The 14,921-nt window shown below is 73.3% G+C and carries 13 protein-coding genes; 9 read left to right on the forward strand and 4 right to left on the reverse strand.

All coding sequences use genetic code 11. The annotated features are described in order from the left end of the window. Nucleotides 1-13: 13 nt before the first annotated feature. From JT1_RS03310 to JT1_RS03325, 4 genes are read left to right on the forward strand one after another with little or no spacing between them, the layout of a single operon-like run. Nucleotides 14-1,336, forward strand: a complete 1,323-nt coding sequence (locus JT1_RS03310) for a uracil-xanthine permease family protein (RefSeq protein ID WP_068322981.1) — start codon at nt 14-16, stop codon at nt 1,334-1,336. A gap of 57 nt (nt 1,337-1,393) precedes the next feature. Beyond that, nucleotides 1,394-1,795 (forward strand): hypothetical protein, encoded by a 402-nt coding sequence (locus JT1_RS18210; protein ID WP_169701828.1) that lies wholly within the window; start codon nt 1,394-1,396, stop codon nt 1,793-1,795. Then, nucleotides 1,795-3,270 carry a sensor histidine kinase gene (locus JT1_RS03320; protein ID WP_068322987.1) on the forward strand — a complete coding sequence of 492 codons (1,476 nt, stop codon included), beginning with the start codon at nt 1,795-1,797 and terminating at the stop codon, nt 3,268-3,270. Before JT1_RS18210 ends, JT1_RS03320 begins: the two co-directional genes overlap by 1 nt. Further along, a complete protein-coding gene (locus JT1_RS03325) occupies nt 3,267-3,941 on the forward strand; it encodes a response regulator transcription factor (RefSeq protein WP_068322990.1) in 675 nt (224 codons plus the stop codon). Before JT1_RS03320 ends, JT1_RS03325 begins: the two co-directional genes overlap by 4 nt. Here JT1_RS03325 and JT1_RS03330 read toward each other — a convergent pair. The 3 genes from JT1_RS03330 to JT1_RS03340 are packed head-to-tail and all read right to left on the reverse strand — an operon-like array spanning nt 3,934 to nt 7,828. Further along, on the reverse strand, nt 3,934-4,557 hold the full coding sequence (locus JT1_RS03330; RefSeq protein WP_068322993.1) for a response regulator: 624 nt from the start codon (nt 4,555-4,557) through the stop codon (nt 3,934-3,936). The two genes, JT1_RS03325 and JT1_RS03330, sit on opposite strands and share 8 nt — an antisense overlap. Then, on the reverse strand, nt 4,554-5,762 hold the full coding sequence (locus tag JT1_RS03335; RefSeq protein ID WP_169701829.1) for a sensor histidine kinase: 1,209 nt from the start codon (nt 5,760-5,762) through the stop codon (nt 4,554-4,556). Before JT1_RS03335 ends, JT1_RS03330 begins: the two co-directional genes overlap by 4 nt. After that, nucleotides 5,759-7,828, reverse strand: coding sequence for an MMPL family transporter (locus tag JT1_RS03340; RefSeq protein WP_255218244.1), 2,070 nt, complete (start codon nt 7,826-7,828; stop codon nt 5,759-5,761). Before JT1_RS03340 ends, JT1_RS03335 begins: the two co-directional genes overlap by 4 nt. Nucleotides 7,829-7,965: 137 nt before the next feature. Between JT1_RS03340 and JT1_RS03345 the strand changes: the two genes are divergently transcribed. The 4 genes from JT1_RS03345 to rpsT all read left to right on the forward strand — a co-directional run bounded on the left by JT1_RS03345 (nt 7,966) and on the right by rpsT (nt 12,568). Beyond that, on the forward strand, nt 7,966-10,188 hold the full coding sequence (locus tag JT1_RS03345) for an ATP-dependent DNA helicase (RefSeq protein WP_068322996.1): 2,223 nt from the start codon (nt 7,966-7,968) through the stop codon (nt 10,186-10,188). A 10-nt stretch (nt 10,189-10,198) separates the two neighbouring features. Beyond that, nucleotides 10,199-11,170 carry an aldo/keto reductase gene (locus JT1_RS03350; RefSeq protein WP_068322999.1) on the forward strand — a complete coding sequence of 324 codons (972 nt, stop codon included), beginning with the start codon at nt 10,199-10,201 and terminating at the stop codon, nt 11,168-11,170. Then, a complete protein-coding gene (gene holA, locus JT1_RS03355) occupies nt 11,167-12,123 on the forward strand; it encodes a DNA polymerase III subunit delta (RefSeq protein WP_068323002.1) in 957 nt (318 codons plus the stop codon). Before JT1_RS03350 ends, holA begins: the two co-directional genes overlap by 4 nt. Nucleotides 12,124-12,307: 184 nt before the next feature. Beyond that, a complete protein-coding gene (rpsT, locus tag JT1_RS03360; RefSeq protein ID WP_068323005.1) occupies nt 12,308-12,568 on the forward strand; it encodes a 30S ribosomal protein S20 in 261 nt (86 codons plus the stop codon). Between the two features lie 102 nt (nt 12,569-12,670). On the opposite strand, the gene JT1_RS03365 is transcribed toward rpsT, so the two are convergent. Then, nucleotides 12,671-13,111, reverse strand: coding sequence for a type II toxin-antitoxin system PemK/MazF family toxin (locus JT1_RS03365; protein WP_068323007.1), 441 nt, complete (start codon nt 13,109-13,111; stop codon nt 12,671-12,673). Between the two features lie 113 nt (nt 13,112-13,224). Here JT1_RS03365 and JT1_RS03370 point away from each other — a divergent pair, with 113 nt between their 5' ends. Beyond that, nucleotides 13,225-14,916 carry an alkaline phosphatase D family protein gene (locus tag JT1_RS03370; protein ID WP_068323010.1) on the forward strand — a complete coding sequence of 564 codons (1,692 nt, stop codon included), beginning with the start codon at nt 13,225-13,227 and terminating at the stop codon, nt 14,914-14,916. Nucleotides 14,917-14,921 lie beyond the last annotated feature (5 nt).

The raw sequence follows: 14,921 nt of genomic DNA on the forward strand, positions 1-14,921 counted from the left end.
TAGCATTCGGCCCATGACCGAGACCGATCAGGACACCGCGAGCAGACCCCCCTTCGGCCTCGGGTGGCAGCTCCACGGCGACGGGCGGGAGGTCCGGCCCGGCGAGGTCGTGCGGCCCGGCGAGCGGCTGTCGTGGCCGCGGACGATCGGTCTCGGCGCACAGCACGTGGTCGCGATGTTCGGCGCGACCTTCCTCGTCCCGCTGCTCGTCGACATCTCGCCCGCGACGACCCTCTTCTTCAGCGGCATCGGCACGATGCTCTTCCTCGTCCTCACCGCCGGGCGGGTGCCGAGCTACCTCGGCAGCTCCTTCGCCTTCATCGCCCCGTTCACCGCCGCGACGGCGAGCCACGACCAGGCGACCGCCTTCGGCGGCGTCGTCATGGCGGGCGTGGCCCTCGCGCTGCTCGGCCTGGCCGTGCAGCTCGCCGGCGACCGGTGGCTGCGCGCCCTGATGCCCGCCACGGTGACCGGTGCGATCGTCGCCCTCATCGGGCTCAACCTGGCGCCGAGCGCCAAGGCCAACGTCGAGCAGGGGCCGGTGACCGCCCTGGTCACCATCGCCGTCATCCTCGTGGTCACCGTCGCCACCCGGACGCTGTTCTCCCGCATCGCGATCCTCGTGGGCGTCGCGGCCGGCTACGTCGCCGCGCTGCTGCAGGGACAGGTCATCTTCGCCAAGGTCGAGGAGGCGTCCTGGTGGGGGATGCCGGACTTCCAGGCGCCCCACCTCGACCTCGCCGTGGCAGGTCTCTTCGTCCCCGTCGTCCTCGTCCTCGTCGCCGAGAACGTCGGGCACATCCGCTCCGTCGCCTCGATGACCGGTGAGGACCTCGACCCGATCACCGGGCGCGCGCTCATCGCCGACGGGCTCGCGACCACCCTCGCCGGGGCCGGCGGCGGGTCCGGCACGACGACCTACGCCGAGAACATCGGCGTCATGGCGGCCACCCGGGTCTACTCCACCGCGGCCTACTGGGTGGCCGCGGTCGTCGCCCTGCTCCTGTCCTTCTCGCCGAAGTTCGGCGAGGCCATCGCGACCGTGCCCGCGGGCGTCCTCGGCGGAGCGGGCGTCGTCCTCTACGGGATGATCGGCCTGCTCGGCGCGAAGATCTGGATCGAGTCACGGGTCGACCTCGGCAACCCGATCAACCTCATGACCGGCGCAGTCGCGCTGATCATCGGCATCGCCGACTTCACCTGGCAGATCGGTGACCTGCAGTTCGCCGGGATCGCGCTCGGGACCGCCGCCGCGCTGCTCGTCTTCCACGGCATGCGGGCCCTCAACCTCGTCACCCGCGCGGTGCCCGACCCGCTGACCCCGCTCGATCGATGAAGACCTCCTCATCTCGTCCTCATCATCGGATCATCCGGACTGCCTAGGGTCATCGGCATGAGGACAGGACGACGCATCGGACGAGACGGCTTGCTGCTGGCGGCACTGCTCTGCGTGCCCCTGCTGGTGCTGCTCGGGTTCCGCGTGGCGGCCGCGCCCTCGGACCCGCCGCCGGTGCAGGAGCGCCCCCTGCAGCTGACGAGCGAGACGCGCCCCTCCAGCCCGACGTCGAGCTCGACCTCCTCCAGCCCCAGGACGTCGAGCCCCAAGACCTCCAGCCCCAAGACCTCCAGCCCCAAGACGACGCAGCCCGTCCCGTCGTCCACGTCGTCGCGCCCCACGTGGACGCCCCCGCCCAGCGTCACCACCCGCTCCGATGCCCCGGTGCCGACGTACGACGACGATGATGGGGACGACGACGGGGACGACGCGGATGATGACGAGTACGACGATGACTGATGGCGGCTGAGCGCCGCCCGCGGCCCAGGTTGGCCAGGGACACCATCGTCGGCTGGATGCTGCTGATGCTCCTCGTCAGCCTGCTGAGCGTCATCATCGTCGTGCGCGAGAGCCTGCACCGGTCCGTGACCGACGCCGCCAACGCCGACGTCTCGCAGGAGATCGAGGAGTTCCGCACCTTCACCGAGGAAGGCGTCGACCCCGAGACCTCGAAGCCCTTCACCTCCGCCGAGCGGCTCCTCACCGTCTACCTCACCCGCCAGCGGCCCGGGGCGGGCGAGGCCATCGTCGGCTACGTCGGCCAGTCGGGGGTCGTCACGACCTCGTACGGTCCCGGCGCTCCCGACCCGCAGGAGTACGACCTCACCCGGGACACCTCGCTCGTCCGCGACGCCGAGCGCCGGACCTCGGGCACCACCGACACCCCGGCGGGCGAGATGCGGTGGGCCCGCACCGTCGTCGACGTGCGCGGCGGTGACGACGCGATGATGCTCGTCGCCGTCTTCACCGAGGGCGCGCGGGCCGAGGCCGACCGCACCGTGCGCACCCTGACCCTCGTCTCGCTGGTCGCGCTCCTCTTCGCGGGCGTCGTCTCCTGGCTCGTCGCCGGTCGGCTGCTGCGCCCGGTGCGCCTCGTCCACGAGGCGGCCGAGGAGATCACCGAGCAGGACCTCACCCGGCGCATCGACGTCGGTGACGACGACGTGTCCGGGCTGGCCGCGACCTTCAACCGGATGCTGGACCGCCTCGAGGAGGCCTTCCTCGCGGAGCAGCGCTTCGTCGACGACGCCGGCCACGAGCTGCGCACCCCCATCACCGTCATCCGTGGCCACCTCGAGCTCATGGACGACGACCCGCGGTCGCGGGCGGCCACGATGCGCATCGTCACCCAGGAGCTGGACCGGATGAGCCGGATCGTCACCGACCTGCTCGCGCTGGCCAAGGCCGACCGTCCGGACTTCCTCCGCCCGGTCGACGGGGTCGACCTGTCCGCCCTCACGGTCTCGCTCGACGCGAAGATCTCCGCCCTGGCCGAGCGCAGCTGGCGGGTCAGCCAGGTCGCCGAGGGGACCGCCAGGCTCGACGCCGAGCGGATCACCCAGGCCGTCCTGCAGCTCGCGCAGAACGCTGTCCAGCACACCCACGACGGCGACGCGATCACGCTCGGGTCCGATGTGGTCGACGACCCGGCCCTGGGCCGGGCGCTGAGCATCTCCATCACGGACACGGGGCCGGGGGTGCCGCAGGCGGACCGGGAGCGGATCTTCGAGCGCTTCTCGCACGGCGAGCCGCCGGACGGTCGCCGCCACAGTGGGGCCGGGCTGGGCCTGGCGATCGTGCGCGCCATCGCCGAGGGGCACGACGGTCGGGTCGACGTGGGAGCCGGACCGGGTGGGGGCGCCGTGTTCACGATCGTCATCCCCGTCGACGAGGACACCGGACGCCACGAGCAGGACGACCAGGAGGCACCATGAGCAGCATCCTCATCGCCGAGGACCACGAGGAGATCTCGAGCTTCATCGACAAGGGGCTGCGCGCCAACGGCCACCGCACGACGATCACCGCCGACGGCCGTCAGGCCTGGGCGCTCGCCGGCACGGGTGCCTTCGACCTGCTCGTGCTCGACGTCGGGCTGCCCGGCCTCGACGGCTTCGAGGTGCTGCGGCGGCTGCGCGGCGACGGCGTCGACATCCCGGTCATCATCCTCACCGCCCGTGACGGTGTGGACGACACGGTCGCGGGCCTCGAGGGCGGGGCCAACGACTACATGACCAAGCCCTTCCAGTTCGCCGAGCTGCTCGCGCGGGTGCGCCTGCGGCTGCGCGAAGGTGGCGCCGCACCCGCCACGGACACCGCCCTCACCCTCGGAGACCTCAGCCTCGACGTGCGTCGCCGGACCGCGCGCGTGGCAGAGCGCGAGGTGGAGCTCACCGCGCGGGAGTTCGCGCTGCTCGAGGCGTTCGTCGAGCACCCGGAGCAGGTGCTCTCCCGGGAGCAGCTGCTCGGCATGGTGTGGGACATGGACTTCGACCCGGGGTCCAACGTCGTCGACGTCTTCGTCCGCTCGCTGCGCTCGAAGATCGGCGCCGAGCGGATCGTCACCGTGCGCGGCGTGGGCTACCGGCTCACCGCGGTCGTCAGCTGATCAGGCCCTCCTCACGGGCGCGCGCGACCGCGGCCGTGCGCGAGTCGACGTCGAGCTTGGTGAAGACGTGCACGAGGTGGGTCTTGACCGTCGCCTCGGAGATGAAGAGCGTGCGGGCGATCTCCTTGTTGCCCAGGCCCCGGGCGACCGCGGTGAGGATCTCGACCTCGCGCGCCGACAGCTGCGCACGCGGCCGGCCCAGCCGGGCGACGACCCGCTGGGCGAGCTCGGCCGAGAGGACCGTCCCACCCGCCGCGGCCCGGACGACGGCGCCGACGATGTCGGCCGGGTCCGCGTCCTTGAGCAGGTACCCGGCCGCCCCGGCCTCGACGGCGCGCACGATGTCACGGTCGGTGTCGTACGTCGTGAGGACGAGCACCGCCGGCGCCTCCCGCCCGGAGCGGAGGGAGGCCGTCACCCCCACCCCGTCCATCCCGTCGCCGAGGCGCAGGTCGGTGACGACGACGTCGGGATGCTCTCGCTCCGCGACCACCAGGGCCTCCTCGCCGGTGCCCGCCTCGCCGACGACCGCGATCCGCTCGTCCTGACCGAGCAGGGCGACGATGCCCAGCCGCGTCACCGGGTGGTCCTCGACGACGACGACACGCACGCTCACGGTGTCTCCTTCACGGTGCGGGGCGAGGGGACCCAGGCCGAGACGGCCGTCCCCTCGTCGGGGGTGGACTCGACGGCCAGGCCGCCGCCGACCTCGCGCAGGCGGGCTCGTGTCGCCCGCAGGCCGTAGCCCCCTTCGCCGGTGGTGCTCGGTCCGGACGACCACCACGCGTCCGCGTCGAAGCCACGCCCGTCGTCGACGACGTCGACCCGGACGGTCTCCTCGCTCGCGTCGAGGGTGACGACGACCCGGCTGGCGGCGGCGTGGGTGCGGATGTTGGCGAGTGCCCCCTGGACGCACCGCAGGAGCGTGACCTCGGCGGTCGTCGGCAGCGGCGGGAGCGTCCCGGCGACGACGACCTCTGCCTCGACCCCCGACTCCTGCGCGAAGCGCTCGGTGACCCGGCGCACGGCCGCGGCGAGGCTCCCTTCGTCGAGGTCAGCGGGGGCGAGGGCCGCTACCACCCGGCGCGACTCCTCGAGGCCGCGGGTGGCGCCGTCCTCGAGGTGGCCGAGCAGTTCGCGGACCCGGGCGGGGTCCTCCTCGGCGCCGGCCGCGCGGGCGAGCAGGACGATCGAGCTGAAGCCCTGGGCGATGCCGTCGTGGATGTCCCGGGAGAGCCGGGTGCGCTCGCTCGTCGCCCCTTCGGCACGCTGCACGCGGGCGAGCTCGTCGGTGAGGGCCGCGGTCTCCTCCTGCGCCGCGTAGAGCGAGGCGATGAGCCGCTGCCGCTCGATGCCGTCCCGCACGAGTGCCTGCTGGGCCCAGGCGACGCCGAGCGCGACGACCATGCCGATGAGGGGGCCGATGATCGCGGCGAAGGAGGCCGCGCCGGTCTGTCGGACCGGCTCGAGGGCGACGACCACGAAGACGCCGAGCGAGATGAGCACGGCCGGCAGCAGCGGCAGGACGTGGCCGGCCAGCAGCCACAGGGGGAAGGCGAGCCAGACGTTCTCGGGGGAGACGAGGACGAGGAGGGTCCACAGCAGGACCAGCACGAGGAACCAGCGGGTGCCTGCCCGGGCGAGGCGTGGGCCGACGGAGTACCAACCGATGAACGCGGCGAGCGCGGCGATCTCGGCGAGCGGGTGGGCCCCGTCCACGATCGCCCGGAGTCCGCAGACCAGGGCCAGCACGCCGAGGAGGGCGTGCCGGCCCAGCCGCAGCCACCGGCTGGTGACCGTCTGGTCGAGGGGCGCGCTCACCGGCGTGACGCTACCCGCCCGGGCCGCCAGAAGCGGTCGCCGACGAGGGCCGTCGCGGCGGGCACGACGACGGTGCGCACGAGGAGGGTGTCGAGGAGGACACCGAGCCCGACGACGAGCCCGAGCTGGCCGAGCACGACGAGAGGGAGGACCCCGAGGGCGGCGAAGACCGCGGCCAGGACGACCCCGGCGCTCGTGATGACCGCTCCCGTCCGGGCGACCGCCCGGGCGACCCCCTCGCGGGTGCCGTGCCCACCGGTCTCGGCGCGCGCCCGGTGCATGAGGAAGATCGTGTAGTCGATCCCCAGCGCGACGAGGAAGAGGAAGGCGAGGAGCGGGACCTGCACGTCCAGCGCCGCGTGTCCGAGCAGGTGCTCGTCGAGCCACGCCCCGAGGCCGATCGCCGCGAGCGCGCTCGCCGCGTTGAGCAGCAGGAGCACGAGCGGACCGACGAGCGCGCCCAGGATCAGGACGAGGACGACGAGGCTCACGAGCAGGACGAGGGGGGCGACGGTCGTGAGGTCGCTCTCGGCGGCGGTGCGGGCGTCGAGCAGCTCGGCGGAGCCACCGCCGACCAGGGCGTCGGCACCCGGGACGGCGTGGGCGCTCGTGCGCAGGTCGCGGGCGAGGTCGAGGCTCGCAGGCGTGCCGGGGGAGGGCTCGCCGATGACCGTGAGCCGGGCCAGGCCGGCGCCGTCGGTGCCCGCCGGGACGACCGTGGTGACGCCGTCGACGGACTCGAGCGCGGAGACGGTCGCCGCGGTGCTCCCCTCGCGCGTCGTCACGGCGAAGGGGGCGACCGACCCGGCGGGGAAGTGCTCGCCGACCGTGACGAGGCCGTCGGCGGACTCGGAGGCGGTGCGGAAGGAGTCGGCCTGGGCCAGGCCGACGCTCGCGCCGGAGAGGCCCGAGGCGAGGACGGCCAGCACGGCGAGACCACCGACGAGGTGCGGCCCGGGGCGGGCGACGACGCGGCGGGCGACCTTCGCCCAGACGCCGTCGTGGCCGGGCCGGTCACCGGGGCGGGGGACGAAGGGCCAGAAGACCCGCCGGCCGACCAGGGCGAGGGCGGCGGGCAGCGCGACGAGGATGGCGACCAGGGCGATGACGAGGCCGACGGCGGAGGCCAGCCCGAGCCCACGGGTGCCGGGGACGCTCGCGAGGAGCAGGGTGCCCAGCGCGAGGACGACGGTGGCGTTGCTCGCGAGGATCGCGGGGACCGTGGCGCGCCAGGCGACCGCGAGGGCGGCGCGGTGGTCCGCGTGCTCGTGCAGCTCCTCGCGGTAGCGGGAGATCAGCAGGAGGGCGTAGTTGGTGCCTGCGCCGAAGACGAGGACCGAGACGATCCCGGCGTCGAAGGGGAGACCGCTCGCCTCGCCGACGGCCGCCGTGACCCTGCCGGCGAGCCGGTCGGCGGTCCCGACGACCACGAGCGGGACGAGCCAGAGGACCGGTGAGCGGTAGGTGAGGAGCAGCAGGAGCGCGACCACGCCGATGGTCACGGCGAGCAGGGTGAGGTCCGCGCCGTCGAAGGACGAGGCGATGTCCGCACCGAAGGCGGGCCCACCGGTGACCTCGACGGTCAGGTCCGCCGGCGCGTGCTCGGCGACGTCGGCACGCAGGTCCTCGATGGTCTGCACCGCCGCGGCGCTGTCCTCGGTCACGGGCACCGGCACGGTGACCGTCGCGGCCCGGCCGTCCTCGCTGACGCGGGCGTGGGCGTCGGTGGCGCCGAGGTCGTCGGCGAGGTCGGCCAGGGCGGAGGCGTCGGCGGGGGAGAGGGCGGCTCCTCCCTTCGTCGCGACGAGGACGACCGGGGCATCGCCGCTCCCGGGGAAGTGCCGCAGCTGCTCGGCCACGATCGCGGACTCGGCGGTGGCCGGGTAGCCGTCGCCCCGGGGCGGTGCCTGCGCGGTGCCGAGCAGGGTGGTGGCCAGCCCGACGAGCAGGAGGGCCAGGACGAGCACGAGGGCGGCCCCGCGGCGGCCGGTCAGGCGCTGCGCGAGGGTCTCGCGGGACCTACGTGGAGGGGTGTCGGGGCGGTGAGGTCGCAGGGTCGTCGTCATGGCACCCAGTCCACCGGCGAAGGGGGCTCGCCCGCATCGCGCGGGAGGTTGGTCCTGCGGTCAACCTTTTGGTGGACCATCTCGACGGCTGTGGATCGGTGACCCGGGATGTCGGCCGGGCCATCTAGGGTGGAGCGGTGTCCTCGACTGTTGAGTCCCTGCTCGCCGCCGCCGTCGGGGGAGTGGGCGGATCGACCCGCCCGGGACAGGTCGAGATGGCCGTCGCGGTGGCGCGTGCCATCGACACCGAGGAGCACCTGCTCGTCCAGGCCGGCACCGGCACCGGCAAGTCCCTCGCCTACCTCGTCCCCGCCGTCGAGCACGCCCAGCGCGTCGGCAAGCCCGCGGTCGTCGCGACCGCGACCCTCGCGCTGCAGGGCCAGATCGTCGACCGTGACATGCCGCGCCTCGCCGACGCGCTGACCCCCCACCTGCGGCGTCGCCCGACCTACGCGATCGTCAAGGGCCGTCGCAACTACGTGTGCAAGCACAAGGTCGAGGGCGGCTTCCCCGACGACGAGGACGGGCTCTTCGACGTCGGCGAGGCGGACGCCCGCGCCGGCTGGCTCGGCAAGGAGGTCGTCCGGGTCCGCGAGTGGGCCGCCGAGACCGAGTCGGGCGACCGCGACGAGCTCGTCCCCGGCGTCTCGGAGAAGGCCTGGCGCCAGGTGTCGGTCTCCGCGCAGGAGTGCCTGGGCTCCAAGTGCCCGATGGTCGGTGAGTGCTTCGTCGAGCGCTCCCGCGAGGCGGCCAAGGACGTCGACGTCATCGTCACCAACCACTCCTTCATGGCCATCGACGCCTTCGAGGGGCGCCCGATGCTGCCCGACCACGACGTGCTCGTCATCGACGAGGCGCACGAGCTCGTCGATCGGGTCACGTCCACGGTCACCGACGAGCTGGCGCCGGGCGGCGTGCGCGCGGCGGCCAAGCGGGCGCGCAAGTTCGCGGAGACCTCGGACGCGCTCGACGACCTCGCCACCGACCTCGAGGCGGTGCTCGAGGAGGCCCCCGAGGGGCGCCTGGCCACCGGCATCCCCGACGCGCTCGCGATGGTCCTCGGGCGCTGCCGTGACGTGGCCCGCGCGCTGCTCACGGAGATGAAGCCGCCCAAGGGCGAGCAGGTCGACGGCACCCGGCAGGTCGCGCTCGTCACGGTCGAGGAGGTCCACGACACGGCCGCGCGCATGCTGCAGGAGCACGAGCTGGACGTCATCTGGGTCAGCCGCGACCTGCGTCGCGGACCGCTGCTGAGGGTCGCCCCGATGAGCGTGGCGATGCGGATGCGGGAGCGGATCTTCGGTACCGGGGCGACCGACGACGACGAAGGGGTGCGCGACCGCACCGTCGTCCTCACCTCCGCGACGCTGGAGCTCGGCGGCACCTTCGACGCCGTCGCCGGCACGCTCGGTCTGCGCGGCCCGGGCGCCCCGGAGTGGACCGGCCTCGACGTCGGGTCCCCCTTCGACTACCAGCAGCAGGGCATCGCCTACGTCGCCGAGCACCTCCCGGCGCCCGGACGGGACGGGCTCGCGCCGCAGACGCTCGACGAGATCGAGGCGCTCGTGCGGGCGGCCGGGGGTCGCACGCTCGGGCTCTTCTCGTCGATGCGCGCGGCCAAGGAGGCCAGCGAGGCGATGCGCGAGCGGCTGGGGCCTGACTTCACCGTGCTCTGCCAGGGCGAGGACATGATCGGCACGCTGGTGCGCGACTTCGCGCGCGACCCCCGGACCATCCTCTTCGGCACGCTCACGCTCTGGCAGGGCGTCGACGTGCCGGGCAGCAGCTGCCAGCTCGTGCTCATCGACCGCATCCCCTTCCCACGACCCGATGACCCCCTGGCATCCGCGCGCACCCAGGAGATCGCCCGGCGCGGCGGCAACGGCTTCATGGCGGTCTCGGCCACGCACGCCGCGCTGCGGCTGGCCCAGGGTGCCGGCCGGCTCATCCGACGGTCCGACGACCGGGGCGTCGTCGCCTTCCTCGACCACCGGATGATCAAGGCCCGCTACGCCGGGTTCCTGCAGCGCTCCCTTCCCCCGTTCTGGCCGACGACCGACCGCCAGCTCGTGCTCGGGGCCCTCGCTCGGCTCGACGAGACCGCCCCCGATGTCCTGCCGGTCGCCGACCCGGTCAAGCGCGGCCTGACCGGCCAGGTCGCCGACCCCGGCCCGGCGGGCAGCGTGCGCACCGCGGTGGTGCAGGGCGACGGGTGGTCCGTCCAGGACGACGACGAGCTGCGCGACGGCATCGACCTCGGTCTGCCGCTCACCGAGCTGGCCGCCTCGCTCGACCGCGACGAGGCCGCGGTCACCGCGCGGGCCGACACCCTCGGGCTCGTCGTCCGCACCCGCGACTAGCCTGAGCGCCATGGACATCCGCCGCCTCGGTCGCTCTGGTCTCGCCGTCTCCGCCGTCGGTCTGGGGTGCAACAACCTCGGTCGCCGCGGCACCGCCAGCGAGACGCAGGAGGGTACGGACGCCGTCGTGCACGCCGCGCTCGACTGCGGGATCACCCTCTTCGACGTGGCCGACGTGTACGGCGCAGAGCCGGGGCTCTCCGAGACCATGCTGGGTCGGGCGCTCGGCTCGCGCCGCGACGAAGCCGTCCTGGCGACGAAGTTCGGCATGGACATGGGCGGGACCAACGGCGAGGACTTCGGCGCGCGCGGCTCGCGCCGCTACATCGTCCGCGCCGTCGAGGCGTCCCTGCGGCGCCTGGGCACCGACCACATCGATCTCTACCAGTTCCACTCCCCTGACCCCCTCACGCCCATCGAGGAGACCCTCGACGCGCTCGACGACCTCGTGCGCTCCGGCAAGGTGCGCTACATCGGGCACTCCAACCGCGCCGGGTGGCAGATCGCCGAGGCGGAGCACGTCGCCCGCGAGCGCGGCGGTCCACGCTTCATCTCGAGCCAGAGCCACTACAACCTGCTCGACCGCCGCGCGGAGCTCGAGGTCACGCCCGCAGCCGAGGCGTACGGGCTGGGGGTGCTGCCGTACTTCCCGCTCGCCCGGGGGCTGCTCACCGGCAAGTACTCCTCGGGCACGGCGCCCGAGGGCAGCCGTCTGGCATCCCGCCCCGAGATCATCGAGGGGGCCGACCTCGACCAGCTGCGGGCCTTCGGCGACTTCGCCCGGGAGCGCGGCCTCACCGAGGTGCAGGTCGCCTTCTCGTGGCTCGCCTCCCGCCCGAGCGTCGCGAGCGTCATCGCCGGCGCGACCCGCCCCGAGCAGGTGGCCGAGAACGCCGGGGCCGCGGGGTGGGTCCCGACGCCGCAGGACGAGGCGGAGCTCGACGAGATCTTCCCGCGGGTGCCCAAGGTGGCGCTCTTTTGAGCACGCCCCCCTTCGTCCTCGTCCAGGGGCCCGAGACCGTCCTCGCCGACCGTGCCGTCGACCAGGTCGTCGCCGACGTGCGCGTCGGTGCGCCCGACCTCGAGGTCGTGACCCTGCGCGCCGAGGGCTACGAGGAGGGTGAGCTCTCCATCCACGCCGGCCCCTCGCTCTTCGGCGAGGACAAGGTCATCGTCGTGCGGGACCTGCACCTGGCCCCCGACGTCCTGCAGCTCGACCTGCTCGCCTACCTCGCCGACCCCGAGGACGGCGTGACCCTCGTCGTCACCCACGCCTCGGGCAACAAGGGCAAGAAGGTGCTCGACACCCTCAAGAAGGCCAGGGCGCTCGTCCTCGAGGCGCCCGCCATCAAGAGCGACCGGGACAAGGCCGAGTTCGTCACCAACGAGTTCCGGCGTGCTCGGCGCAAGGCCGATGCGGGGGCCGTCCAGGCGCTCGTCGAGGCCGTGGGCAAGGACGTGCGCGAGCTGGCCTCCGCCTGCCAGCAGCTCGTCGACGACACGACCGGTGTCATCGACGCCGACGTCGTCGAGCGGTACCACGGTGGTCGCGTCGAGGCCACCGGGTTCAAGGTGGCCGACGCCGCGGTGGCCGGCCAGACGGGTGAGGCGCTGCGCCTGCTGCGCCACGCGGTCAACGTCGGGGTCGACCCCGTCCCGATCGTCGCGGTCCTCGCCCAGCAGCTGCGGCAGCTGGCCAGGGTCGGGGGAGCCGGGCGCGGTCGCAGCGCCGACCTCGCCCGAGAGCTCGGGATGGCCCCCTGGCAGGTCGACAAGGCCCGCCGCGCGCTGCAGGGCTGGGGTGGCGACGCGCTCGGTCGCTCGATCCAGGCCGTCGCCGCGGCAGACTTCGAGGTCAAGGGCGGCGGGCGCGACCCCGTCTACGCCGTGGAGAAGGCCGTGCTCACCATCACGCGTGAGCGCAACGGCGGCTGAACCACCCCGGGTTTGTCCGCGCCTGCTCGCCGCTGCTAGATTTGTCCATCGCGTGCGCGCATGGTCGTGCGCGCATCGCAGCACCACCCAGGGCGTCTCTCCCACGGTGTCCCCACGCCGGTCCCGAGATGCCTTGCCGCCCTCTAACGGCAGAAGCTCGACCAACCCAGTCAGAAAGATTCTTGTGGCAAACATCAAGTCCCAGATCAAGCGCGTCAAGACCAACGCGGCCCGGACCGAGCGCAACCGCGCGCACAAGTCCGAGCTGCGCACGTGGATCCGCAAGGTCCGCACGGCCGTCGAGACCGGCGACGCCGAGACCGCCAAGACCGCGCTGGTCACGGCCGGCAAGAAGCTCGACAAGGCCGTGAGCAAGGGCGTCATCCACGCCAACCAGGCCGCCAACAAGAAGTCGGCGCTGGCGAAGGCCGTCAACAAGATCTGATCTGTTGACCCCAGACGAAGGGGGCCGGTCACCGCGAGGTGACCGGCCCCCTTCGTCATGCCCGTGAAGCTGCATTCCCCTAGGGCAATGCAGGGAAGGGGGTCAGGCCGGGTCGTCGTCGTAGTCGCGGCCGGCGGCGACCGCCCGCACGCCCTCGACCACGGCGGCGAAGACGCGTTCGTCGAGGACCGCGCCGTCGCGGCGGACCTGCTCCGGGTCCACCCGCAGGACGCGGTTGATGCGGGCCTCGCTCGGACGACCCCGTCCGTCCCAGGCGCCCGCGCCGACGTCGACCCACCGGCGCCCCTCGGCGGCCTCCTGCTCGGCATCGAGGTCGTGGTCGGCGCTCGTCAGCTGCAGGCCGAGCAGCCACTCGCCGTCCCGGCCGACGAGCAGCACGGGCCGGTCCTTGCCCTGCGCGTGGTCCTCCTCGAAGGGCACCCACGTCCACACGACCTCGCCGGGGGACGGGGTGGGGTCGTCCGGGGTCGGGGCCCACCGCATCTCGGGGATGCCGACGAAGTCGCCCGGGTAGCCGCTCATGTCCCCCCACGGTAGTGGCCGTGGTCACGGGGTGAAAAGGCTCACGGGTCGGCGGACCTGCACGCCATCGGGCCGTCACCTGCGCGTCACCCGGGGGCACCAACTTTGCCCGCATGCCCACCGACGTCAGTTCCCCTGTCCCCGGGCCCGGTCCCGCCCGTCGCGACGTCGTGCGCGGCGCCACGGTCGCCGCCGTCGTCACCGCGGGCGCCACGCCCTTCACCCGCTCCTCCACGGCGCAGGCCGCCACCGGCGCCACCGGCTTCCTCCACGGTGTCGCCTCGGGCGACCCGCTCCCCACGGCCGTCGTGCTGTGGACCCGCGTGACCCCGAGCGCCGACGCGACCCCGGGCTCCGGCAGGGGTGCGCGCGTCCAGGTCGACTGGGAGGTCGCCACGGACGAGTCCTTCACCCGCATCGTCCGCAGGGGCCGGGTCTCCACCGGCACCGAGCGCGACCACACGGTCAAGGTCGACGCCACCGGCCTGTCGCCGGGCACGCGCTACGCCTACCGCTTCCGCAGCGGGGGCCAGATCTCGCGCACGGGCTGGACCGCGACCGCACCGGCACCCACGTCGACGCCCCCCAAGCTGCGCCTGGGGATCGTCTCCTGCTCCAACTGGGAGGCCGGGTACTTCGCGGCCTACCGCCACCTGGCCGACCACGGCGCGCTCGACGCGGTACTCCACCTGGGCGACTACCTCTACGAGTACCCGACAGGCGAGTACGGCGCCAGGGGCGGCGCGGTGCGTGCGAGCGAGCCCGCCCGCGAGATCGTCACCCTCACCGACTACCGGGTGCGCCACGGTCACTACAAGACCGACCCGGATCTGCAGCGCTTGCACGGGGCCGCCCCGTGCATCACCACGTGGGACGACCACGAGAGCGCCAACGACGCGTGGAGCGGGGGAGCGGAGAACCACCAGCCCGGGACGGAGGGCTCGTGGCAGGACCGCGCGGCCGCGTCTCGCCGTGCCTACGACGAGTGGATGCCGATCCGTCTGTCCGGGAGCACCGCGCTGGGCGACGGGAGCCAGATCTACCGACACCTCGGGTTCGGCACGCTCGCCGACCTGCGGATGTTGGACCTGCGCAGCTACCGCAGCAAGCAGGCCTCCCCGGCGGCGCCCGGCGCCGTCGGCGACGCGGATCGCACGATCACCGGTGACGCACAGATGACGTGGCTGAAGTCCTCGCTCAGCGAGTCCACCGCCACCTGGAAGCTCGTCGGCAACCCGGTGATGATCACGCCCGTGACCTTCGCGGCGGTCGACGCGGAGGTCGGGAACGCGGTCCACGAGATGGGTGGCCTCCTCCCGCCGGACGGCCTGCCGTACAACGTCGACCAGTGGGACGGCTACACCGCCGACCGCCGCGAGCTCATCGACCACCTCGCCGACCACGCGATCGACAACACCGTCTTCCTCACGGGTGACATCCACTCCGCGTGGGCCTGCGACATCCCCAAGGACGTCGGCACCTACCCGCTCAGCAGGTCGGTCGCGGTCGAGTGGGTCGGGACGTCGGTCACCTCCGACAACCTCGACGACATCCTCGGCGTCGAGCCGCGCACCGTCTCGCTCGGCGTCGAGGCCGCCATCCGCACCGACAACCCGCACGTGCGATACCTCGACTTCGACCGGCACGGCTACTCGGTGCTCACCCTGACGCCCTCGCGCGCCCAGATGGACTGGTACGCACTGGCCGACCGTACCGATCGCGACTCCGCCGTACGCTGGAGCGCCGGCTTCGAGACCCTGCCCGCCACCAACCGCACCCGCCGTGTCTGGTACCCGGCGAGCTGACGACG

The sequence above is a fragment of the Janibacter terrae NBRC 107853 genome (genome assembly GCF_001591405.1).
GTDB classification, from domain to species: domain Bacteria; phylum Actinomycetota; class Actinomycetes; order Actinomycetales; family Dermatophilaceae; genus Janibacter; species Janibacter terrae.